At 64.6% G+C, this 21412-nt stretch carries 22 protein-coding genes; 9 read left to right on the top strand and 13 right to left on the bottom strand.

Annotated elements, in window-relative coordinates; translation table 11 throughout:
• Positions 1 to 7 precede the first annotated feature (7 nt).
• Genes AX729_RS02250 through AX729_RS02235 form a run of 4 tightly spaced genes read right to left on the bottom strand, consistent with a single transcriptional unit; the run spans position 8 to position 3441 of the window.
• On the bottom strand, positions 8 to 1231 hold the full coding sequence (locus AX729_RS02250) for a bifunctional alpha/beta hydrolase/OsmC family protein (protein WP_061020260.1): 1224 nt from the start codon (positions 1229 to 1231) through the stop codon (positions 8 to 10).
• Between the two features lie 24 nt (positions 1232 to 1255).
• Entirely contained in the window at positions 1256 to 1918 is a 663-nt protein-coding gene (locus AX729_RS02245) for a sulfite oxidase-like oxidoreductase (RefSeq protein ID WP_061020259.1), read from the bottom strand.
• 35 nt (positions 1919 to 1953) lie between these two features.
• Positions 1954 to 3174, bottom strand: coding sequence for a cytochrome P450 (locus tag AX729_RS02240; RefSeq protein ID WP_061020258.1), 1221 nt, complete (start codon positions 3172 to 3174; stop codon positions 1954 to 1956).
• 57 nt (positions 3175 to 3231) lie between these two features.
• Positions 3232 to 3441, bottom strand: coding sequence for a ferredoxin (locus tag AX729_RS02235; RefSeq protein ID WP_061020257.1), 210 nt, complete (start codon positions 3439 to 3441; stop codon positions 3232 to 3234).
• A gap of 137 nt (positions 3442 to 3578) precedes the next feature.
• Between AX729_RS02235 and AX729_RS02230 the strand changes: the two genes are divergently transcribed.
• On the top strand, positions 3579 to 4226 hold the full coding sequence (locus AX729_RS02230) for a TetR/AcrR family transcriptional regulator (RefSeq protein WP_061020256.1): 648 nt from the start codon (positions 3579 to 3581) through the stop codon (positions 4224 to 4226).
• On the opposite strand, the gene AX729_RS02225 is transcribed toward AX729_RS02230, so the two are convergent.
• From AX729_RS02225 to AX729_RS02215, 3 genes are all read right to left on the bottom strand, one after another.
• Complete coding sequence (locus AX729_RS02225) at positions 4223 to 4873, bottom strand: aspartate/glutamate racemase family protein (protein ID WP_061020255.1); 651 nt, start codon at positions 4871 to 4873, stop codon at positions 4223 to 4225. The two genes, AX729_RS02230 and AX729_RS02225, sit on opposite strands and share 4 nt — an antisense overlap.
• A 10-nt stretch (positions 4874 to 4883) precedes the next feature.
• The gene (locus AX729_RS02220; protein ID WP_061020254.1) at positions 4884 to 6302 is read right to left on the bottom strand and encodes an amidase; all 1419 of its coding nucleotides are present in this window, start codon (positions 6300 to 6302) and stop codon (positions 4884 to 4886) included.
• A 120-nt stretch (positions 6303 to 6422) separates the two neighbouring features.
• Positions 6423 to 7199: an SDR family oxidoreductase gene (locus AX729_RS02215; protein ID WP_061020253.1), complete on the bottom strand. Its 777-nt coding sequence runs from the start codon at positions 7197 to 7199 to the stop codon at positions 6423 to 6425.
• Positions 7200 to 7353: 154 nt separating this feature from the next.
• Between AX729_RS02215 and AX729_RS02210 the strand changes: the two genes are divergently transcribed.
• Positions 7354 to 8427: a tartrate dehydrogenase gene (locus tag AX729_RS02210; protein ID WP_061020252.1), complete on the top strand. Its 1074-nt coding sequence runs from the start codon at positions 7354 to 7356 to the stop codon at positions 8425 to 8427.
• Between the two features lie 124 nt (positions 8428 to 8551).
• On the opposite strand, the gene AX729_RS02205 is transcribed toward AX729_RS02210, so the two are convergent.
• From AX729_RS02205 to AX729_RS02185, 5 genes are all read right to left on the bottom strand, one after another.
• Positions 8552 to 9193: a suppressor of fused domain protein gene (locus AX729_RS02205; protein WP_061020251.1), complete on the bottom strand. Its 642-nt coding sequence runs from the start codon at positions 9191 to 9193 to the stop codon at positions 8552 to 8554.
• A 169-nt stretch (positions 9194 to 9362) separates the two neighbouring features.
• Entirely contained in the window at positions 9363 to 10436 is a 1074-nt protein-coding gene (locus tag AX729_RS02200) for a malate/lactate/ureidoglycolate dehydrogenase (protein ID WP_061020250.1), read from the bottom strand.
• Positions 10437 to 10586: 150 nt separating this feature from the next.
• Positions 10587 to 11498 (bottom strand): NAD(P)-dependent oxidoreductase, encoded by a 912-nt coding sequence (locus tag AX729_RS02195; RefSeq protein WP_061020249.1) that lies wholly within the window; start codon positions 11496 to 11498, stop codon positions 10587 to 10589.
• A gap of 14 nt (positions 11499 to 11512) precedes the next feature.
• On the bottom strand, positions 11513 to 12763 hold the full coding sequence (locus tag AX729_RS02190; RefSeq protein ID WP_061020248.1) for a Zn-dependent hydrolase: 1251 nt from the start codon (positions 12761 to 12763) through the stop codon (positions 11513 to 11515).
• Between the two features lie 123 nt (positions 12764 to 12886).
• The gene (locus tag AX729_RS02185) at positions 12887 to 13804 is read right to left on the bottom strand and encodes a LysR family transcriptional regulator (protein ID WP_061020247.1); all 918 of its coding nucleotides are present in this window, start codon (positions 13802 to 13804) and stop codon (positions 12887 to 12889) included.
• Positions 13805 to 13923: 119 nt separating this feature from the next.
• Between AX729_RS02185 and AX729_RS02180 the strand changes: the two genes are divergently transcribed.
• From AX729_RS02180 to AX729_RS02155, 6 genes are all read left to right on the top strand, one after another.
• Positions 13924 to 14739, top strand: a complete 816-nt coding sequence (locus tag AX729_RS02180) for a putative hydro-lyase (RefSeq protein WP_061020246.1) — start codon at positions 13924 to 13926, stop codon at positions 14737 to 14739.
• A gap of 89 nt (positions 14740 to 14828) precedes the next feature.
• Positions 14829 to 16073 carry an ABC transporter substrate-binding protein gene (locus AX729_RS02175; RefSeq protein WP_061020245.1) on the top strand — a complete coding sequence of 415 codons (1245 nt, stop codon included), beginning with the start codon at positions 14829 to 14831 and terminating at the stop codon, positions 16071 to 16073.
• A gap of 167 nt (positions 16074 to 16240) precedes the next feature.
• Positions 16241 to 17119, top strand: coding sequence for a branched-chain amino acid ABC transporter permease (locus AX729_RS02170; RefSeq protein ID WP_061020244.1), 879 nt, complete (start codon positions 16241 to 16243; stop codon positions 17117 to 17119).
• A complete protein-coding gene (locus AX729_RS02165; RefSeq protein WP_061020243.1) occupies positions 17119 to 18102 on the top strand; it encodes a branched-chain amino acid ABC transporter permease in 984 nt (327 codons plus the stop codon). Before AX729_RS02170 ends, AX729_RS02165 begins: the two co-directional genes overlap by 1 nt.
• Positions 18099 to 18830: an ABC transporter ATP-binding protein gene (locus AX729_RS02160; protein ID WP_061020242.1), complete on the top strand. Its 732-nt coding sequence runs from the start codon at positions 18099 to 18101 to the stop codon at positions 18828 to 18830. The genes AX729_RS02165 and AX729_RS02160 overlap by 4 nt, the downstream gene beginning before the upstream one ends.
• Positions 18814 to 19518, top strand: a complete 705-nt coding sequence (locus AX729_RS02155) for an ABC transporter ATP-binding protein (RefSeq protein ID WP_061020241.1) — start codon at positions 18814 to 18816, stop codon at positions 19516 to 19518. The genes AX729_RS02160 and AX729_RS02155 overlap by 17 nt, the downstream gene beginning before the upstream one ends.
• Positions 19519 to 19699: 181 nt before the next feature.
• On the opposite strand, the gene otnC is transcribed toward AX729_RS02155, so the two are convergent.
• Entirely contained in the window at positions 19700 to 20374 is a 675-nt protein-coding gene (otnC, locus tag AX729_RS02150; RefSeq protein ID WP_061020240.1) for a 3-oxo-tetronate 4-phosphate decarboxylase, read from the bottom strand.
• Positions 20375 to 20479: 105 nt separating this feature from the next.
• On the opposite strand from otnC, the gene ltnD reads away from it, so the two are divergent.
• The gene (ltnD, locus tag AX729_RS02145) at positions 20480 to 21397 is read left to right on the top strand and encodes an L-threonate dehydrogenase (RefSeq protein ID WP_061020239.1); all 918 of its coding nucleotides are present in this window, start codon (positions 20480 to 20482) and stop codon (positions 21395 to 21397) included.
• Positions 21398 to 21412: the final 15 nt, after the last annotated feature.

The raw sequence follows: 21412 nt of genomic DNA, 5'->3' as shown, positions 1-21412 counted from the left end.
CAAGTGCCTACTCCACGGCCTTCGTCACGATGCGTATCTCCGACGTCAGCGTCCGGTGCACCGGGCACTTGTCGGCGATCTCCATCAGCTTCTTGCGTTGCTCGGCATCGAGGACGCCGTCCATCGTGATGTCGCGCTCGATCTGGTCGAGCATGCCCTCGCGCGTCTCGCATTCTTCGCAGTCTTTTGCGTAGATCTTGGAATGCTTCAACGAGACGGTCACGCGCTCGAGCGGCAGTGACTTGCGGTCGGCGTAGAGGCGCATGGTCATGGAGGTGCAGGCGCCGAGGCCGGCGAGCAGGAGATCATACGGGCCTGGCCCGGCATCTGCGCCGCCCGCCGCAACGGGTTCGTCTGCCACCAGATGGTGTGGGCCGACGGTGATGGTCTGGTTGAACTTGCTTTTGCGGGTCTCCTGTACCACGACCTTTCGCGGAGCCTCGGGTAGATCCATCGCCTTTGCGGGCTTTGCTGCGTCAATGTAACGGCTCGCCCAGGCCGCGATCACGTCGGCCGCGTAAAGCGCGTCGGTGGGCTTCGTCAGCAGGTGATCGGCATGATCGAGCGAGACGAAGCTCTTGGGATGCTTCGCCGCAACGAAAATCTTCGTCGCGTTGTCGATGCCGACGGTGTCGTCGACCGGCGAATGCATCACCAGCAGCGCCTTGTGCAGGCCGGCGACGTCCTTGATCAGCTCGTGCTCGGCGACGTCGTCGAGGAATTCACGCCTGATCCGGAACGGGCGTCCCGCGAGCGAGACTTCGACCTCGCCCTGGGTGCGGATATTGTCGATATGCTCCTTGAACAGACCGGCGACGTGGGCGGGATCGGACGGCGCCGCGATGGCCACGACCGCCCTGGCCTCGGGGATCTGCCCTGCTGCCGCCAGGATCGCGGCACCTCCGAGGCTGTGGCCGATCAGGATGGACGGCGCCTTGCGGGCGTTGCGCAGATGGTCGGCCGCGCGCACGAGATCGGCGACGTTGGAGGAGAACGTCGAATTGGCGAAGTCGCCCTCGCTGGAGCCGAGCCCGGTGAAGTCGAATCGCAGCACCGCGATGCCTCTGGCCGCCAGTGCCACGGAAATCCGCTTAGCCGCCAGCGTATCCTTGCCGCATGTGAAGCAGTGCGCGAACAGCGCATAGGCGGCGGGCTCCCCGTCCGGCAGCTCCAGCACGGCCGAGAGCTGATGGCCGCCTTCTCCGGTGAATTGAAAGCGTTCCGTCGGCATGGGATTCCCCGTCCTTGCTTGAACCTAATCGCCCGAATAGCGCTGTTCGGCCCAGGGATCGCCGCGGTTATGATAGCCGCGGACTTCCCAGAAGCCCGGCGCATCCTCCGTCAGGAATTCGATGGCCTGGAGCCATTTGGCACTCTTCCAGAAATACAGATGCGGCACGACCAGCCGCACCGGGCCGCCATGTTCCTCGCTCAGCGGCTGGCCCGACCAGCTATGGGCGAGCAGAGCGTCCTCGGCGGCAAAGTCTTGCAACGCGAGATTCGTGGTGTAGCCATCGTAGGAATGCAGCACCACGAACCGCGCATCGTCGCGCGGCCGGCAGGCCGCGAGCAGCTCACGCGTCGCAAGCCCTTCCCACTCGTTGTCATAGCGCGACCAGGTCGTCACGCAATGGATGTCGGAGGTGAACCGCTCCTGCTTCTGTGCGGTGAATTCGGCGAAGGTCCAGAACACGGGCGTCTCGACTGCACCATAGACGTCGAGCCGCCAGCGCTCCCGCGACACCGGCGGGACGACCCCGAGATCGAGCACAGGCCAATCCTTGGTGAGGTGCTGGCCGGGGGGAAGCCTTTGATCCTCCGGCCGCGTGATCTTCCCTGTGAGGAAGCGGCCCTCGCGCGCCCACTTCTCCTTGGTACGCGTCAGCTTGCTGTCGGATGGCTCGTTGTCGTCAGCCATGGCCGTCCGGCGTCTCCGTACTCGTGTCGGAAGGCCTACATCGCCTTTCCCAGCAAAAATGGCAACTGCCGGGGGCCTCTCACCGTGCCCTGCGACCAGGTCACTGTGCCCGCCGGATCGAGGCGGAAATCCGGAATCCGCTTCAGCCATTCCTCCAGCGCAACCTGCATCTCCATTCGCGCCAGGTTGGAACCGACGCAGCGATGGATACCGAGGCCGAAGGCGGCATGGCGGTTCTCGCGTCGGTCGATCACGACTTTGTCAGCGTCCGGAAACATCCTGGGGTCGCGGTTGGCGGCTGGGAAGGACAACAGCACCATGTTGCCCGGCTTGACAGGACATCCCGAAACCGTCGTCTCCTTGACCACCTCGCGTGCCATCGTCACCGGCGAATAGGCGCGCAGCAGTTCCTCCACCGCGGTCGGCATCAGCCCGGGCTCGGCGATCAGCCGCGCGCGGTCGGCCGGCGTCCTGGCAAGATGCCAGAGAGAGGAGCCGATCGCGCTCCAGGTGGTGTCGATGCCGGCGATCAGCAGCAGGCGCAGCGAACCCAGCACGTGGGAGTCCTCGAGCGGATTGCCTTGCTTGTCCCTGGCGTTCATCAGATAGGAGATCAGGTCGTCGCTGGGCTTGTTCTTGCGCGCTTCGATGTGGCCGCTGAAATAGGCGGTCATCTCCTGCACGGCCTGGAGCAGCTTGCTCTCGTCCTTGATGCCGAGCTCGAGGATCATGTGAATCCAGTTGATGAAGAGATCGCTGTCGCTCTCGGGGATGCCGAGCATGTGCGCGATCGCCCGAACCGGGATGTATTTGCTGTAGCGTGCGGCAGCATCGACCTTGCCGTCGGCGATGAACTCGTCGATCAGCTCGTTGCAGATGGCGCGGACCCGCGGCTCGAGCTTCTTCATCGCATCCGGCGTGAAGGGCGGCAGCAGCAATTGCTTGGCCGGCTTGTGCTCGGGCGGATCGGAGGTGATCGGCGGCGCCGCGTTCCTGGCGACCTCGGGGCGCACGTCGCGAACGATGATGCGGCGTGATGAGAAGTGCTCGGTGTCGTTGGCGATCTCGCGCACGGCTTCATAGGTCGTCGGCAGGTAGCAGCCGAGAAACCGTTTCGAGTGGACCACGGGACTTGCGGCGCGCAGCTCGTCCCAGATCGGGAAGGGGTCCTCCGTCCATTGCGGATCGGTGTGGTCGAAATCATGAACCCAGTCGGTCACGGGCGGATGGGCGGTGGGCTGATTGACGTCGGACATGGCAGGGAATCCCTTGGCTCGTGTTCGCTGAAAGCATGGGGGGCGGAAACGGCCGCGCTATTCCTCGATCACGTCGATCGCGATTTCCGGGCAGTTGGATTTCGCAAGCCAGGCCTTGTCCTCGAGCCCCGGCGGGACGGTGCCGTCGCCGGCTACGTGCGCGTTGCCATATTCGTCGAGCTCGAAAAGTTCCGGTGCGAGTGCCTTGCAGCGGGCATGGCCCTGGCACTTGTCCGGATCGACGTGAACCTTCAGTCGCTCTGACATTGCGGCTTCCTTGGTCGTGTGCGCGCAGGGCCCGAAAGGGCGGCGCGTTCCTCGTCTGGGATTGTTCTAAGTTATATCCTATTACATTCGTGGCGGGCTTCCCCTGTCAAGCGCAAACTTATAGGCTTCTCCCCGACATGCGTTCACAACTCGCTCGCAAGCCCGAGAAGACCTATCACCATGGCGATCTCCGCGACGCGTTGATCAAGGCCGCATTGCGCGAGGCGGAGCGGGGCGGCGCCGAGGCGATCAGCATCAAGGCGCTTGCCAGGCAGCTCGGTGTTTCGCAGCCGGCGCCATACCGGCATTTCGCCGACCGCGAGGCGCTGCTCGCGGCGGTCACGGCGGAGGCATTCCGGCAACTCACAGCGATTCTGCGCGAGGCGATGGCGAAGCCGTCGAAGCAGTCGAAGCTCTCGCGGCTCGCGCAGGCGACGCTCGATTTCGGTCTGCGCCGTAATGGCATCTACCGCTTGATGTTCGCTTCGCGCACCGTGTCCTGCGCGGCCAAGGGCAGCGAGCTGCACGAGGCGACGCGCGAAACCTTTGCGCTCGTGATCGAAGCGCTGGAGGCCCCGGCGGTCGGCTACCTGCGCGAGCGGCAGGCGCTCAAGATCTGGGCCGCGCTGCACGGGGTGGTGATGCTGGCCGAGCAGGGCCTGTTCACCGGCGAGGTGGCGCATGCCACGCGTGAGGAATTGGTCGAGGACTTCGTGAACGAGACGAAGGCTGCGCTCGCGGTCGCGATCAAGGATGCGCGGCGCCGGACAAAGGCCGGCGCTTAAGCCTTCGCCTTAAGAAGCCGCATCAGCTTGTCGACGGCGCTGTCCGGCGTGGTGACGACGGGGCGGCCGGTGGCCTCGGCGACGAGCGGCGCGGTCGCGGCAATGCTGAACTGCGCCAGCGCAATGACGTCGCAGTCGCGCAGATCGCGAGATGCTTCCGCGATCAGCCGATCATGCATGGCACGGTCGCCGCGGTCGAGCGCGGCCAGCGCGCCCTCGGCAAGCTTCGGTACGACCTCGACGGCGGTAGGAAACTCGGGCGGCATCGAGGCCAAGGTCGGCGGGAAAGTCGAGAGCAGGCCGATGCGCTGCCCCATGGTCACCGCACGTTCGATCATGGCCTCGTTCGGCTTCAGCACCGGCATCGACGCGTGCGCCTGCGCGACGGCTTCGATGCAGGGACCGAAGGCCGAACAGGTGAACAAGATCCCGTCCGCGCCCGTCGCCGCTGCGTAATCGCCCAGCGCCAGGAAGCGCTGGGTCATGGCGTCGGTGAGCGCGCCGTCGCGCGCCAAATCCGCAGACAGGCTGTCGTCGAGCAGGTTCATCAGCCGAGCCTCAGGCCACGCCGTCGCGAACGCCGCCTCGATCGGGGCGATGGAGTGCTTGAGGGCGTGGATGAGGGCGATGCGAGGCGGCGTTGTCATGACGGAGACGTCAGTTCTTCACCTTCGGCTCGATCGGCGTCGTGCCGCGCAGGCCCAGAATATCCTCCAGCACCTTCGCGCCGGCGATCACCTGCGCGTCGGCACGCGGTGCGCCGACGACCTGCACGCCGATCGGCAGGCCCGATGCCGTGAAGCCGCACGGCAGCGAAAGCGACGGGCAGCAGGCGAGCGTGATGGCGTAGACGATGCCGAGCCATTCGACGTAATTGTCGAACCTCTTGCCGGCGCATTCTGCGACATAGCGGTGTTCGATCGGGAAGGGCGGCACGATCGTCGTCGGCACCAGCAGGAGATCGTAGCTCTTGAAGAACTCGACGGCCCGCGCGGTCATGCCGACGCGCTGCGCCTCGGCGCGCGCGAGCTGCTCGACCGTGAGCTTGAGACCTTCCTCGATGTTCCAGATCACCTCGGGCTTGAGCAGGTCGCGCTTGGTACGCAACAAGTTGGCCTTGGTGATCGCGAAGTCGAACGCGCGCAGCACGTGGAAGCATTCATGCGCCTCGCGCCAGTCCGGATGCGCCTCCTCCACGATCGCTCCGGCCTCCGCGAAACGTTCGGCGGCCTTGCGCGTGATGGCCTTCACTTCGGGATCGACCGGCGTGATGCCGAGATCGGGTGAATAAGCGATGCGCTTGGGCTTCTTGCCGGCCTGTGCCGCCGAAAGGAACGAGGTTGCAGGGGCGGGCAGCGACAGCGGATCGTCCGCATAGTCGCCGCTCATGGCATCGAGCAGCAGCGCGAGATCCTCGACGTTGCGCGCCATCGGGCCGACCACGCCGAGATTGCGATCGATACCTGATTTAGGGGTATGCGCGACACGGCCGATGCTCGGGCGCATGCCGACGACGCCGCAGAATGCCGCGGGGCTGCGCAGGCTGCCGCCCATGTCCGAGCCCTGGGCGAGCCAGGCCATGCCGGTTGCGAGCGCCACGGCCGCACCGCCGGAGGAGCCCGCTGCCGATTTCGTCGTGTCCCAGGGATTGAGCGTCGCGCCGAACACCTCGTTGAAAGTGTTGGCGCCGGCGCCGAATTCCGGCGTGTTCGACTTGGCGTAGACGACCGCGCCGTTGGCCTCGAGGTTCTCGACCATGAGGTCGGACTTCGCGGGGATGTTGTCCTTGAAGATTGGCGAGCCCTGCGTGTTCAACACGCCTGCAACATCGGTCAGATCCTTGATGGGGACCGGCAAGCCGGCGAGCAGCCCGCGCGCACCGGCCGGCTTCCGCATCAGCGCCTTGGCGCTATCCCGTGCCCGGTCGAAGCACAGTGTCGGCAGCGCGTTGACCTTGCCGTCGACCTCCTTGATGCGCTTCTCCAGCACATCCAGAAGCTCGAGCGGCGAGACGTCACCGGACCGCAGCTTGTCGACCACGGCGCATGCGGTTTCGCGGATCAGGTCTTGAGACAATTGTTTTACTCCTATGCCCATTCTTGCTTTCGTCATTGCGAGCGCAGCGAAGCAATCCAGACTCCCACCGGGGATGCATTCCAGGATTGCTTTGCTGCGCTCGCAACGACGAGGATCGAGTTAACCCCATCCCGCGCTGATGCCGCCGTCCACCGTGTAGATCACGCCGGACGTATAGCCGGAGCGATCCGATGCCAGGAACGCCATGAGATCACCGATCTCGCGTGCGTGCGCAGGCCTGCCGAGCGGCAGGCTCTTCTGGAATTCCTTGTAGCGGCTCTCGTCGCCGAACTGGTGTTTTGCGCGCGTCTTGAGCAGGGTGACGTGGCGATCGGTGCCGACGGGACCGGGATTGATGCCGATCACGCGGATGTTGTCGGCGAGACTCTTGCCGCCGAGCGCACGCGTGAACGCCATCAACGCGGCATTGCCGGCGCTGCCGCAGATGTAGTTGGCGTCGAACTTTTCGCCGGCCGCGCCGATGTCGTTGACGATGACGCCACCGCCCTTCGCTTTCATCTGTGCGTAGACGTGCCGCGTCAGGTTGATGTAGCCGAACACTTTCAGTTCCCAAGCGTGGCGCCAGGTCGCCTCGTCGATCTTGTCGATCGAGCCACCGGGGATGTCGCCGGCATTGTTGACGAGCACGTCGATGTCGGCGGCTTCTTTCGCCAGCCGCGCCACGTCTTCTTCCTTGCGCAGATCGACGATGCTCGTTGCGGCGTCGATCTGGTGGGCGGAGCGCAGGCGGTCGGCCAGCGCCTTGAGCGCCTCGCCGCTGCGGGCGGCGAGCAGGAGATGCGCGCCTTCCTCGGCAAACGCCTCGGCAGCGGCTGCGCCAATGCCCTTGGACGCGCCGGTGATCAGGACGCGCTTGCCGCGCAGATGCAGATCCATGGGGTACTCGCAGGATGGGAACAGGATCAAATCAGTAGGCGCTCGGCCGCGCCATGGTCAACATTGCAGTGCAGCGTTGCACCGTCCGCGACTTTGGTCCATTGCAGTGCGGTCAAAACGCGGCGACTGCCGGACCAAACCAAGGACGTTCTCGATGAGCAAGAAACAGTACCGGATCGCGGTCATTCCCGGCGACGGCATCGGCAAGGAGGTCATGCCGGAGGGGCTGCGCGTTCTGGAGGCGGCGGCGAAGAAGCACGGCGTCTCCGTGCATTTCGACCATTTCGACTTCTCGTCCTGGGACTATTACGAGAAGCACGGCCAGATGATGCCTGACGACTGGAAGGAGAAGATCGGCAAGCACGATGCGATCTATTTCGGCGCGGTCGGCTGGCCGGCCAAGATCCCGGATCACGTCTCGCTGTGGGGCTCGTTGATCAAATTCCGTCGCGAGTTCGACCAGTATGTGAACCTGCGCCCGGTGCGGCTGATGCCCGGCGTGCCGTCGCCCTTGGTGGGCCGCAAGCCCGGCGACATCGATTTCTGGGTGGTGCGCGAAAACACGGAAGGTGAATATTCCTCCGTCGGCGGGCGCATGTTCCCGGACACGGAGCGCGAGTTCGTGACGCAGCAGACGGTGATGACCCGCACCGGCGTCGACCGCATCCTGAAATTCGCCTTCGAGCTCGCCCAGTCGCGGCCGAAGAAGCACCTGACCTCGGCGACTAAGTCCAATGGCATCTCCATCACCATGCCCTATTGGGACGAGCGCGTGGAGGCGATGGCCAGGAAGTTTCCGGGCGTGAAGTGGGACAAGTACCACATCGACATCCTGACCGCGAACTTCGTGCTGCATCCGGATTGGTTCGACGTCGTCGTCGGCTCCAATCTGTTCGGCGACATCCTCTCCGATCTCGGCCCGGCCTGTACCGGCACGATCGGCATCGCTCCATCAGGCAACATCAATCCCGAGGGCGATTTCCCCTCGGTGTTCGAGCCGGTGCACGGCTCGGCGCCCGACATCGCGGGGCAGGGCATCGCCAATCCGATCGGCATGATCTGGTCGGGCGCAATGATGTTCGAGCATCTCGGCGAGAAGGAAGCAGGCAGATCGATCGTCGAGGCAATCGAGCGCACATTGGCCGAGCGCACGCTGCGCACAAAGGATCTCGGCGGCAATGCCGACACCACGGCCTGCGGCAAGGCCGTCGCAGATATGGTGGATTGAGGCGGGGGACCTGCGTAGGGTGGGTTCGCCGAAGGTGTAACCCACCGCTATTCATATCCGCAGAAGCAGAAGAGGTGGTTACGCCGAGCCGATGCGCTTTGCGCATCCGCTCAGCTAACCCACCCTACACGTACGACTTCCTCATCGGATCGAAGATCGGCGGGTAGTTGTTCTCGTCGAGCAGGTCGAGAAACGGATCGAGCCCCCTGGACTTGATGAGCCCGAGTTCCTGATGCGAGATCAGGTTTACGGTCAGGATCTCCACGGGATCGCCCGCGATCTCCAGCGCCTCGGCGATCCGCTGATCGGGGCCGATGATCGGCGTGAGAAACAGGAACGTCTCGAAGTCCGTTCCTGCAACCGGCGGCCGCGGCAGCGCGACACGATGGCCGAAGCCGAACCAGGTCGTGTCGATGAACGGCAGGTTGGCAAGCCAGCGCAGATTGGCGCAAACCTCCTCCGTCGGTTCGCGGACATACCACATCAGCTCGGCACGCGGCTTTGCGTCCCCAAGCACCCCCGGCATCCGTTGCTGGCTCATGCCGTTGGTCAGAAGCACGTAGCCCTCGTCAGAGCCCTCCTGGCACACCGGTACGAAATCGCGGCCGAAGGCGTGGATGTCGATGCGGCGCTCCGCGCTGTCCGTGAAACTGTATTCGGGTTCGCCCAGCTCGCTCTCATAGATGGCGAGCCGTTGCCGGTAGAGGTCGGCGGCGTGTGACGGCTGACTTGTGCCGGACATGAGCTTTGCGAGACGGGAGAGCATGTGAACCTCGGAGGCGGATGAGGGCCGGGACATCCGCGTTGTCGCAAGACCACGCGGGCCGGTTCAAATCCGCTCCGCGGGCCGCGGCGACCTTTCGCCGTTGTCCAGCCTCACATGCGCGATCGTCCATGAGGTCGGAACGAAGCGGAGCGATGCGCTTCGTTCCCGATCAGCCCACGATCTGCTCGATCGCCGCCTGATCCAGCCCGAACTTCTTCCCAGCCTCAAGAATCTCCTGCCAGGTGGTCGGATCGACCGGAATGCCTTCGGCGAGGCGCTTTGTCTTGGTCTCGCGCTCAGGTTCGCCGGCGATCCTCACCTTGTCGATCCCGGGGCCAGGCGGCGACGCGGTGTGCCAGGCGACGAAACTTTCGACTTCACGTGCGAGGTTCTCGCCGGTGCCGAGCTTGCCCGGGTCGATGACGATCGAGAGCATGCCGTTGAGAACGTTATGCTTGCCGTCGGACGGGCCCTTGACCACCTGCCCGCCTGAGAGCGCACCGCCGAGGATTTCGCACACCAGCGCGAGCCCCGAGCCCTTATGCTCGCCGAACGGCAGGATCGCGCCGTGCGGCGGGATCACGGTGTAGCGCGGATTGACGGTGGGTTTGCCTTCATTGTCGATGATGGTGCCGGGCTCCAGCTCGACGCCCTTGTTGTGGGCGACACGGGTCTTGCCTTGTGCGATCCTGCTGGTGGCAAAATCGAGCACGATCGGGTCCTTGCCCCTGCGCGGGATGCCGACGCAGAACGGGTTGGTGCCGTGGCGGGCATCGCTGCCGCCCCAGGGCGCCACGATCGGCCGAGAGATCACGTTGACGAAATGGATCGAGACCAGTCCATGGTCGATGCACTGCTCGGCCCAGTGACCGATGCGGCCGATGTGGTGCGAGTTGGAAAGGCCGACGAGGCACACGCCATTGCGCTTGGCGCGCTCGGCGGCCAGCTCCATCGCTTCATAGCCGATCACCTGGCCGTAGCCCGTGAGGCCGTCGAGGGTGAGAAGCGGACCGGTGTCGAGCACGATCTTGACGTGCTGGTTCACGGCGAGGCCGCCCGTCGTGACGCTCTGGATGTAGCGCGGGATCATGCCGACGCCGTGCGAGTCGTGGCCTTTGAGATTGGCCTCGACGAGATTGGTGGACACGAGCTCGGCCTCTCGGTCCGAGGAGCCGCCGGCCTTGACGATGGCGCGGACGACGTTGGTGAGCGCTTCGGCCTTGATGGTGCGATAGTCAGCCATGTGTTGTCGCTCTTGTCCCTTCACAATATGGCGGGGAGTGTAGGGTGGGTTAGCCGAAGGCGTAACCCACCGCTTCTGCGTCCGCGGAAATATACAGTGGTGGGTTACGCCCTGCAGATGCGCTTCGCGCAACTGCAGGGCTAACCCACCCTACGAATTCACGATCCGGCGGCAGTGCTCCCACGCCGCGCCAATCAGGTTCTCGCTCGCCTCCGGCGTCCGGAAGGCCGAATGCGCCGACAGCGTCACGTTCGGCAGCTTCGTCAGCGGATGATCGCCGGGGAGCGGCTCCGTATTGAAGACGTCGAGGCCGGCATGACGGATGTGGCCGGACTTCAGCGCCTCGATCATGGCGGCCTCGTCGACGATCGCGGCGCGGGCGGTGTTGACGAGAATGACACCGCGCTTCATCGCGAAGATCCTGTCGCGCGTGATCATGCCGCGCGTTTCGTCGTTGAGCAGAAGATGCAGTGACACGACGTCGCTCTTCGCCAGCACCGTATCGAGATCGGTGAACTCGACACCGGGATAGCTCTTCGGCGAGCGATTCCAGGCGATCACCTTCATGCCCGAGCCGGTCGCGATGCGCGCGACCTCGGCGGCAATGCCGCCGAACCCGATCAGGCCGAGCGTCTTGCCGGTGAGCTGCATGCCGTCCTCGCGCAGCCAGTTCCCGGCCCGCATCTCGCGGTCCATCATCGCGATGACGCGGGCCGAGGCCCACATCAGCGCGATCGCGCACTCGGCCACTGCCGTGTCGCCATAGCCCTTGATCAGATGCACGGAAATGCCGAGCTCGGCGAGCTCCTCCGGGTTCATGTAGCTGCGCGCGCCGGTGCCGAGGAACACGACGTGCTTCAGCCCCGTGCATTTCCTCGCCACGTCGGTGGGAAGCGCGGTGTGGTCGACGATCGCGATCTCGGCGCCGTCGAGGATTTCGGGATATTGCTCCGGCTTGATGTCGGGATCCCTGTGGATCCGCACCTTTGGGTCGCCGGGTTTCTCCAGCCGCTCCATGATCACGGCGAGGGCTTCATTGGCGTCGACGAAAACTCCGCGCATGGCTTCTTCTCCAGTCAGGACGCGACGCCGGCGATCGCCAGCACGGTGTGCATGAGCACGTTGGTGCCCGCGGCGCAGTCCGCTTGCGTCGCGTCCTCCAGCTCGTTGTGGCTGATGCCGTCCTTGCAGGGCACGAAGACCATCGCCGCAGGCATGACGGTGTTGAGATTGCAGGCATCGTGGCCGGCGCCGGAGGTGATGCGGCGGGAGGCATAGCCGAGCGTCTTCGCCGCATTTTCGACCGCCGCGATCAACTTCGGATCGAAATGCGTCGGCGGCTTGCGCCAGACCAGATCGATCTTGACCTCGACCTTGCGTCGCGCGGCGATCTCGGCAATGGCCGCTCGAAGATCGCGATCGAGCGCATCCATGATGGCGCCGTCGGCGCTGCGGCAGTCCATGGTGAAGGCGATCTCGCCGGGAATGACGTTGCGCGAGGGATTTGCGATCACGGCCTCGCCGATGGTGCCGACCGCATTGGGCCCATGCTTCCTGGCAATCGCTTCCATCGCCAGCACGATCTCCGACAGTGTCGCCAGCGCATCGCGTCGCAGTGGCATCGGCGTCGAACCCGCATGGCTCTCGAAGCCGGAAATCTTGCCGTCGTACCACAATACGCCCTGACCGGAATCGACCACGCCGATGGTCTTGCCTTCCGCTTCCAGAATTGGACCCTGTTCGATGTGCAGCTCGACGAAGCAGCCGAGCTTCTGGAAGCCGACCGGCTTGTCGCCGCGATAGCCGATGCCGTCGAGCGCCTGGCCCACTGTCACGCCTTCTGCGTCCTTGCGCGACAGAATGTCGTCGGTGGTGAAGTCGCCGACATAGGCGGCGGAGGCCATCATCGCAGGCGCGAAGCGAGAGCCTTCCTCGTTGGTCCAGTTGACGACGCAGATCGGCGCCTCGGTCTCGATGCCGGCATCGTTCAGCGTCCGGATCACCTCCAGTGCGCCGAGCGTCCCCAGGATGCCGTCATACTTGCCGCCGGTCGGCTGTGTATCGAGATGCGAGCCGATGCCGACGGGCGGCTTCGACATGTCGCGGCCCTTGCGCAGGCCGAACATGGAGCCGAGCGCGTCGATGTGGACTTCCAGTCCGGCCTCCTCGCAGGCCTTGCGGAACCAGTCGCGCACCTGCTTGTCTTCCGCGCTCAGCGTCAGCCGCCGTACGCCGCCCTTGGCCGTCGCGCCGAACTTTGCGGTCTCGTGGATGGAGCCCCAGAGACGGGCGGAATCGATTTGCAGATTGGTGGCGGCTCGGCTCATGCGGTCAGTCTCTCAGTTTGTCATTCCGGAGCGGCTCAAACAGCCGGCCCCGGAATCTCGAGATTCCGGGTTCGATGCTGTCGCATCGCCCCGGAACGACGTTGAAGGTTGTCCGGCGCTTTTTCAATGACGCGCCTGCGCGGGCGCGTCAACCGCGAGGCTGCTCTGCGCTATCTGCCGTGCAAGCTCGGCGACGCGCTCCACGGCGACGACGTCGGGCGAGGCGAGCCAGCTCGCGGTGAAGGTCAGCGGCGCGATCGAAAGATCGGTGTCGAGCAGTTGCAGTCGCCCGTCGGCGAGCTCGTTCTCGACGATGGCGTCGGGAATAACGGCGATGCCGAGGCCCTCGATCGCCATGTGGATGACCGTCGCGAGCGAAGCGGAGGCGTGCAGCCGGATCGGCGGCAGCTCCGGCCGGTCGAACACCTCTCGTACGACCTCGTAGGGCTTGGTCTTGCGCGGGAAGGTGATGATCGGAAACCGCGCGAGCTGCGCCGGCGTCAACGGGCCTTTGCCGAGCCCGAGCGAGGGACTGGCGAGGAAGCCGATCGGATAATCGGCGAGCACGCGGTTGTGCACGCCGGAGGCGGATAGCGGTCCGACCACGAAAGCAAGCTCGATCTCCTGCGCGAGGAGGCGCGCGGTGAGGTTCGGCGTGATGTCGACCTCGATCTCCAGCGAGAGGTTCGGGTAGACCTCGTTCACGCTCTTCACGAGCCGCGGCAGCCAAGTGTGCACGATGGTTTCGGCGACACCGAGGCGCATCACGCCGCGCATCGCCGAGCGGTCGCCGATCTCCGCCATCATCGCGGCCCGCAGACCGATCAGCTTCTCGGCATAGACCATCATCTGCCGGCCGCTCGGTGTCGGCGAGGCGATGCGATGATCGCGATTCAGGAGCTTGACGCCCATCTCGCGCTCGAGCTGCGCGATGCGTTGGGAGATCGCGGGCTGGGTCGTGTTGAGCCGTTGCGCGGCGCCACGAAAGCTGCCGAGCTTCACGACCCACAGGAAAGTCTCGATCGACCTGAAGTCCAGCATTGGAAGGATTTCCCGATCGATAAATCAGATTTATCGATATTGATTAGAAACGACGATTAGACTTTATAGCACGCTTGGTGTTGGCTTGTCTTTGTCGAGTTTATAGGCAGGTCGATCACATGACTGTTTTGGTGGCAGCGCAGCAAACTGAAACAACCGACTCCCTTCCGAGCCGCAGGGCCCGGCTCGCCTATCGCGAGGGGCTGGTCGCCTCCACCGCCGGCGTCGCTCCGGGTTTCGTCCAGGGCAATCTGGCGATCCTGCCTGCCGAATATGCCAGCGCCTTCCACCGCTTCTGCCAGCTCAATCCGAAGCCGTGCCCGATCATCGGCATGTCCGATGTCGGCAGTCCTCACATCCCCTCGCTCGGCGCCGATCTCGACATCCGCACCGACGTGCCGCGCTACCGCGTCTGGCGCGACGGCGAGGTCGTGGACGAGCCGACCGACGTGACCAAGTATTGGCGCGACGACCTCGTGACCTTCGTGCTCGGCTGCTCCTTCTCGTTCGAAGAGGCCCTGCTCGAAGAGGGCATGCCGATCCGCCACATCGAGAAGAACGTGCGCGTGCCGATGTATCGCACCAACATTCCTTGCGGCGAGGCCGGGCCGTTCGCCGGTCCCATGGTCGTGTCGATGCGTCCCTTCAAGCCGGCTGACGCAATTCGGGCGGTGCAGATCACCTCGCGCTATCCCGCCGTGCACGGCGCGCCCGTGCATCTCGGCCATCCGCATCTGATCGGCATCAAGGACATCGCCAAGCCCGACTATGGCGATCCGGTGCCGGTCGCCGACGACGAGATTCCGGTGTTCTGGGCCTGCGGGGTGACGCCGCAATCGGTGATCAATGCCGCAAAACTCCCGTTCGCCATCACGCATTCGCCCGGCCTCATGCTGGTGACGGATCTGAAGAACAGAAACATGGCCGTGATTTAGTGGGCAGCGTCTGCTGCTTCTTCAGGCTTTACCGCATCCATCAATCGCTTCATTCGATCAACCGCAATTCAGTAACAGGGGACTTTGCCATGACGATCACTCGCCGCGACGTGTTGTTGGGAGCCACCGCCACTGCCGCTCTCGTGCCGCTGGCAGCGCGCGCACAGACCTCGGAAGTCGTGATCGGCGTGATCTATCCGTTCTCCGGCGGCAGCGCGCAGCAGGGCGTCGACGCGCAGAAGGCCTATGAGACCGCGCTCGAAGTCATCAACAAGAACACCGATTTCGACCTGCCGCTGGCGAAGGGCGAAGGCCTGCCGGGACTCGGCGGCGCGAAGATCCGTCTCGTGTTCGCCGACCACCAGGCCGACCCGCAGAAGGGCCGCGCCGAAGCCGAGCGCCTGATCACGCAGGAGAAGGTCTGCGCCGTCATCGGCACCTATCAGAGCGCGGTCGCCGTCACCGTCAGCCAGATCTGCGAACGCTACCAGGTCCCGTTCGTTTCCGCCGACAATTCCTCGCCCAGCCTGCATCGCCGCGGCCTGAAATATTACTTCCGCGCGGCGCCCCATGACGAGATGTACTCGGCCGCGATGTTCGACTTCTTCGATGCCATGAAGAAGAAGGGCACCAAGATCGAGACGCTGTCTCTGTTCCATGAAGACACCATCTTCGGTACCGACTCCGGCAACGCCCAGACCAAGATCGCCGGCGAGCGCGGCTACAAGATCGTCACCGACATCAAGTACCGCGCCAACTCGCCCTCGCTCTCGGCCGAGGTGCAGCAGCTCAAGACCGCCAATGCCGACGTGCTGATGCCGTCGAGCTACACCACCGATGGCATCCTTCTGGTCAAGACCATGGCCGAGCTCGGCTACAAGCCGAACGCGATCGTGGCGCAGGACGCCGGCTTCTCCGAGAAGGCGCTCTATGATGCCGTCGGCGACAAGCTCGAAGGCGTGATCTCGCGCGGCACGTTCTCGCTCGACCTCGCGCAGAAGCGCCCGATGGTCGGCAAGATCAACGACATGTTCAAGGCGAAGTCGGGCAAGGATTTCAACGATCTCACCTCGCGCCAGTTCATGGGCCTGATCATCCTCGCCGACGCCATCAACCGTGCCAAGTCGACCGACGGCGAGAAGATCCGAGACGCGCTGGCGGCGACCGACATCCCGGGCGATCAGACCATCATGCCCTGGAAGCGCGTCAAGTTCGACGAGATGGGTCAGAACAACGACGCCGACCCGGTGCTGTTGCAATATGTCGGCGGCAAGTTCGTCACCATCTTCCCGCCGCAGGCCGCGATCGCCGAGGCGATCTGGCCGATGAAATAGGGTGCTGCGGGAGCAGTGGAGCACATCGCGATCGTCGCGCGAGCCTCGTCGTTGCGAGGGGCGAAGCGACAAAGCAATCCAGACTGTCTCCGTGGTGGGATGCTGGATTGCTTCGCTTTGCTCGCAATGACGGAGCAGACGGTGACTTTTCGAACGGGGGACGAGAGTTGACAGCCCAAGCCATTATCCAGAGTCTCGCGAGCGGCCTTCTCATGGGCCTGCTCTACGGACTGATCGCGGTCGGCCTCGCGCTGATCTTCGGCCTGATGGACGTCACGAACTTCGCCCATGGCGAGTTCCTGATGCTCGCGATGTACCTGTCCTTCTTTCTGTTCGCCTTCTTCGCGATCGATCCCCTGCTGTCGGCGCCGTTGGTCGCTGCAGCGTTGTTTGTATTCGGAGCGGTCGTCTACCTGCTCCTTGTACGTTTCGCCATGCGGGCGAAGGCCAACGCCGGCATGGTGCAGATCTTCACCACGTTCGGCCTTGCCATCGTGATGCGCGGTCTTGCGCAGTTCTTCTTCACGCCCGACTATCGCAGCATCCCGCAGTCCTGGCTCGGCGGCAAAACCATCTCGGTTGCCGGCATCTTCCTGCCGGAGCCGCAGCTGGTCGGCGCGCTGGTCTCAATTCTCGCCTTTGCCGGTCTCTACTTCTTCATCCATCGCACTGATTTCGGCCGTGCGATCGAGGCCACTCGCGAAGATCCCGGCGCGGTCGCACTTGTGGGCATCGACAAGAATCGCGTGTTTGCGTTCGGCTGGGGGCTGGGTGCCGCGCTGGTCGGTCTCGCCGGCGCGATCATGGCGATCTTCTTCTATATCTACCCCGATGTCGGCGCGTCCTTTGCCCTGATCGCCTATGTCACTGTGGCGCTCGGCGGCTTCGGCAGCGTGTTCGGCGCGTTTGCGGGCGGCATCATCGTCGGCCTCGTCGAGGCGATCACTGCGCTGGTGCTGCCGCCCTCGCTGAAATCGGTCGGCATCTACTCCGTCTACCTCCTCGTTGTCTTCATCCGGCCGCGTGGCTTGTTCGGATCGATCTGATGGACAAGGATTTTACAGCGCGGCGCCGCCGCGACCTCATCATCGCCGCGCTGCTCGCCCTCATCGCGGCGCTGACGCCATTGTTCGTGAAGGACGTCGTCGTCCAGAACATCCTGATCCTGACGCTGATGTACGCGGGCCTGTCGCAGAGCTGGAACATCCTGTCCGGCTATTGCGGGCAGATTTCGCTCGGCCACGCCCTGTATTTCGGCCTGGGTGCCTACACCACCGAGCTGCTCTTCACCAAGTTCGGCGTGCTGCCCTGGTTCGGCATGCTGGCGGGTGGGGTGGTCTCGGCGCTGATCGCGATGGGGCTCGGCTATCCCTTCTTCCGTCTGCGCGGCCATTACTTCGTGATCGCTACAATCGTCATCGCCGAGATCGGCTTGCTTCTGTTCCACAACTGGGAGTGGGCAGGCGCCGCGATGGGGATCACGATTCCGATCCGCGGCGACAGCTGGCTGAAATTTCAGTTCCTGCGCACCAAGCTGCCGTACTTCTATTTCGCGCTGGCGCTGTGCTGCCTTGCCTGGTTCGTGACTTGGTGGCTGGAAAACTCCAAATGGGGATTCTGGTGGCGCGCGGTCAAGGACAACCCGGAGGCGGCCGAGAGCCTCGGTGTCGACGTGTTCAATTCCAAGATGGGCGCGGCCGCGGTCTCCGCCTTCCTGGTCGCCGTCGGCGGCAGCTTCTACGCCCAGTTCGTCTCCTACATCGATCCCGAAAGCGTCATGGGCTTCCAGTTTTCGCTGCTGATGGCGCTGCCCGCCGTGCTCGGCGGCATCGGCACCCTGTGGGGGCCGGTGTTGGGGGCGGCCATCCTGATCCCGCTGACCGAGCTGACGCGCTTCAAGTTCGGCGGTTCGGGGCGGGGTGTCGACCTCATCGTCTACGGCACGTTGATCGTCCTGATCTCGCTGGCCCTGCCGCGGGGGCTGCTGAGCCTGTTCTCCCGTTCGAAAGCAAAGGGAGCCACGCGATGAGCGCGCTCCTGGAAACCCGCGGCGTCTGGCAGCGCTTCGGCGGCCTCGTCGCCAACAGCGACGTGTCGATCTCCGTCGGCCGCGGCGAGATCGTCGGCCTGATCGGCCCGAACGGCGCCGGCAAGTCGACCCTGTTCAATCTGATCGCCGGCGTGCTGCCGCCGACGCAAGGCTCGATTCTATTCGACGGCGAGGACGTCACCCACATGCCGGCGGCCGAGCGCTGTCAGCGCGGGATCGGCCGGACCTTCCAGGTGGTCAAGAGCTTCGAGACCATGACGGTGATCGATAACGTGATCGTCGGAGCGCTCGTGCGCAACACCGTGATGCGCGAGGCGCGCCGCAAGGCGCATGAGGTGCTGGAGTTCACCGGCCTTGCCGCGCGCGCCGACGTGCTCGCGAGCGATCTCGTGCCGGCCGAGAAGCGCCGTCTCGAAGTTGCTCGTGCGCTGGCGACCGAACCGAAGCTGCTGTTGCTCGATGAAGTCCTCACCGGCCTGACCCCGACCGAGGCGCAGACCGGCGTGGCGCTGGTGCGCAAGGTGCGCGATGCCGGCATCACCGTCTTGATGGTCGAGCATGTCATGGAGATCGTGATGCCGCTGGTCGACCGCGCCATCGTGCTTGATCTCGGCAAGGTGCTGGTCGAGGGCAAGCCTTCCGACGTCGTCCGCGATCCCAAGGTGATCAGCGCATATCTGGGAGATCGTCATGCTGTCGGTGCGTGAAGTCACGACCTCCTATCAGGGCCTTGTCGCGATCTCCGCGGTCTCGATCGAGGTTCAGAAGGGCGAGATCGTCTGCGTCGCCGGGGCCAATGGCGCGGGCAAGTCGACGCTGCTGAAATCCATCGCGGGCGCCGAACGCCCGCGTTCGGGCACGGTGACGTTCGACGGCAAACGCCTCGACGGCATGGCGCAGCATCACATCACGGCGACCGGCATCGCCTATGTTCCGGAGAACCGCCGCCTGTTTCCGCGCCTGTCGGTGCGCGACAATCTTCGTCTCGGCAGTTATCTCTACCGCGGCGAGGCGGACCGCGAGGGGCCGCTCGATCTCGTCTTCAAGCTGTTCCCGCGTCTCCAGGAACGTTTGGAGCAGCGCGCCGAGACGCTCTCTGGCGGCGAGCAGCAGATGCTCGCGATCGGTCGCGCGCTGATGACACGTCCGCGGCTGTTGATGCTGGACGAGCCGTCGCAGGGCATCATGCCAAAGCTCGTCGACGAGATCTTCCAGGCCGTGAAGCGCATCCGCGACGCCGGCATGACCGTGCTGATCGTCGAGCAGCGCATGGCCGAATGCCTTGAGATCGCCGACCGCGCCTACATCCTGCAAACCGGCCGGGTGCTGATGCAGGGCGCAGCAAGCGAGATCAAGGGCAATCCGGACGTGCGGAAGGCGTATCTGGGGCTGTAGCTGGGAAGTGTTGGGCACACTCGCGCAACACACTCGGTGTCATCGCCCGCGAAGGCGGGCGATCCAGTACGCCGAGACATCAGAGAGATACGGAGAAGCTGCGGCGTACTGATTCCCCGCTTTCGCGGGGAATGACAGTGGTGGGCGGTGCGGCATTGGTCTGCCCATGACACCACGAGCCCTAATGCCCGTGCCCATGCTCCGGCAGCGTCACCCCGAACACCTTCACCAGATCCGTCACCTGCTCCGGCGAGAGGTACCGCGGGTTCATCCCGCGAAGCAGCAGGTACAGCTTCGCCGTCTCTTCCAGCTCTTCCGTCGCGAACACCGCGGCCTCGAGCGTGTCGCCGGCGACGACCGGGCCATGATTGGCGAGCAACACCGATGAATACTGACCCGCCAGCCCTTTGATCGCATCCGCGACTGCGGGATCGCCGGGGCGGTAATAGGGGACGAGCGCGGTAGCGCCGCATTTCATCAGGTAATAGGCCGTCATCGGCGGCAGCGCGGCACGCGGGTCGATCTCGGGCAGCATCGATAGCGCGACCGAATGGGTGGAGTGCAGATGCACGATCGCGCGTGCGCTGCCGCGCGTGTCGTAGAGCGCCGTGTGCAGCGCGACTTCCTTGGTCGGCGCATCGCCCGACACCAGCCGGCCCTGATCGTCCAGCCGCGACAGCTTTGCGGGGTCGAGAAAGCCGAGCGAGGCATTGGTCGGCGTCACCAGCCAGCCGCCGCCATCCAGCCGGACGCTGATATTGCCGGAGGAGCCCGGCGTCAGTCCGCGCTCGAACAGGGACCGTCCGAAGCGGCAGATATCCTCGCGCAGCCGTGTTTCGTTGCTCATGGCCGTCATGTCTGCTTGTCTCACGCTTTGGCAGCGCGGCCAAGCCGTGTTATTCGAGGTGACGAGCCGCCGCAAAGGCGGGCCATCCGGGAAACGTTCGCAAGGGTCAGTTGCATGTCCGCCTCCACCTCTCAAAGTCAGCGCATCGCCGTCGTCGGTCTTGGCTCGATGGGATACGGCATGGCGACCTCGCTGAAGCGCGCCGGCCATGCCGTCACCGGCTGCGATGTCTCGGCGGAAGCGGTGAACCGTTTCGTGAAGGAAGGCGGTGCGGGGGCCAGGACGCCGGCCGAAGCAGCCAGGGAGGCCGATATCGTCGTCAGCGTTGTCGTCAATGCCGCGCAGACGGAGGCGATCCTGTTCGGCAAGGATGGGGCCGCCGAGACCATGCCGAACGGTAGCGTCTTCGTGTCCTCCGCAACCATGGATCCGGATGTGGCGCGGCGCCTGGCCAAGCAGCTTGAGGCGACCGGACGGCATTATCTGGATGCGCCGATCTCCGGCGGGGCGCAGCGCGCCGCGCAAGGCGAGCTGACGATCCTCGCCTCCGGCAGTCCCGCCGCATTTGCAAAGGCACGGCCCGCGCTCGATGCCATGGCCGCAAAGCTCTACGAGCTCGGCGATGCCGCCGGGCAGGGCGCTGCGTTCAAGATGATCAACCAGCTGCTCGCCGGCGTGCACATCGCCGCCGCCAGCGAAGCGATAGCGTTTGCGGCGAAGCAGGGCCTCGACATTCGCAAGGTCTATGAGGTGATCACGGCTTCCGCCGGCAATTCCTGGATGTTCGAGAACCGCATGCCGCACGTGCTCGATGGCGATTACGCGCCGCGCAGCGCGGTCGAGATCTTCGTCAAGGACCTCGGCATCATCCAGGACATGGCACGCACTGCCCGATTCCCGGTGCCGGTCTCCGCCGCCGCGCTCCAGATGTTCCTGATGACATCGGCCGCCGGCATGGGCCGCGACGACGATGCTTCGGTGGCGCGGATGTATGCGCAGGTCACCGGCGTGAAGCTGCCCGGCGACAAATAAGCAAGAGGAACTCCA

The organism is Bradyrhizobium sp. CCH5-F6 (assembly GCF_001556045.1).
GTDB lineage: Bacteria > Pseudomonadota > Alphaproteobacteria > Rhizobiales > Xanthobacteraceae > Bradyrhizobium.
The sequence above is the reverse complement of the archived record's forward strand: the minus strand, read 5'-3'. Positions and strand labels throughout refer to the sequence as shown.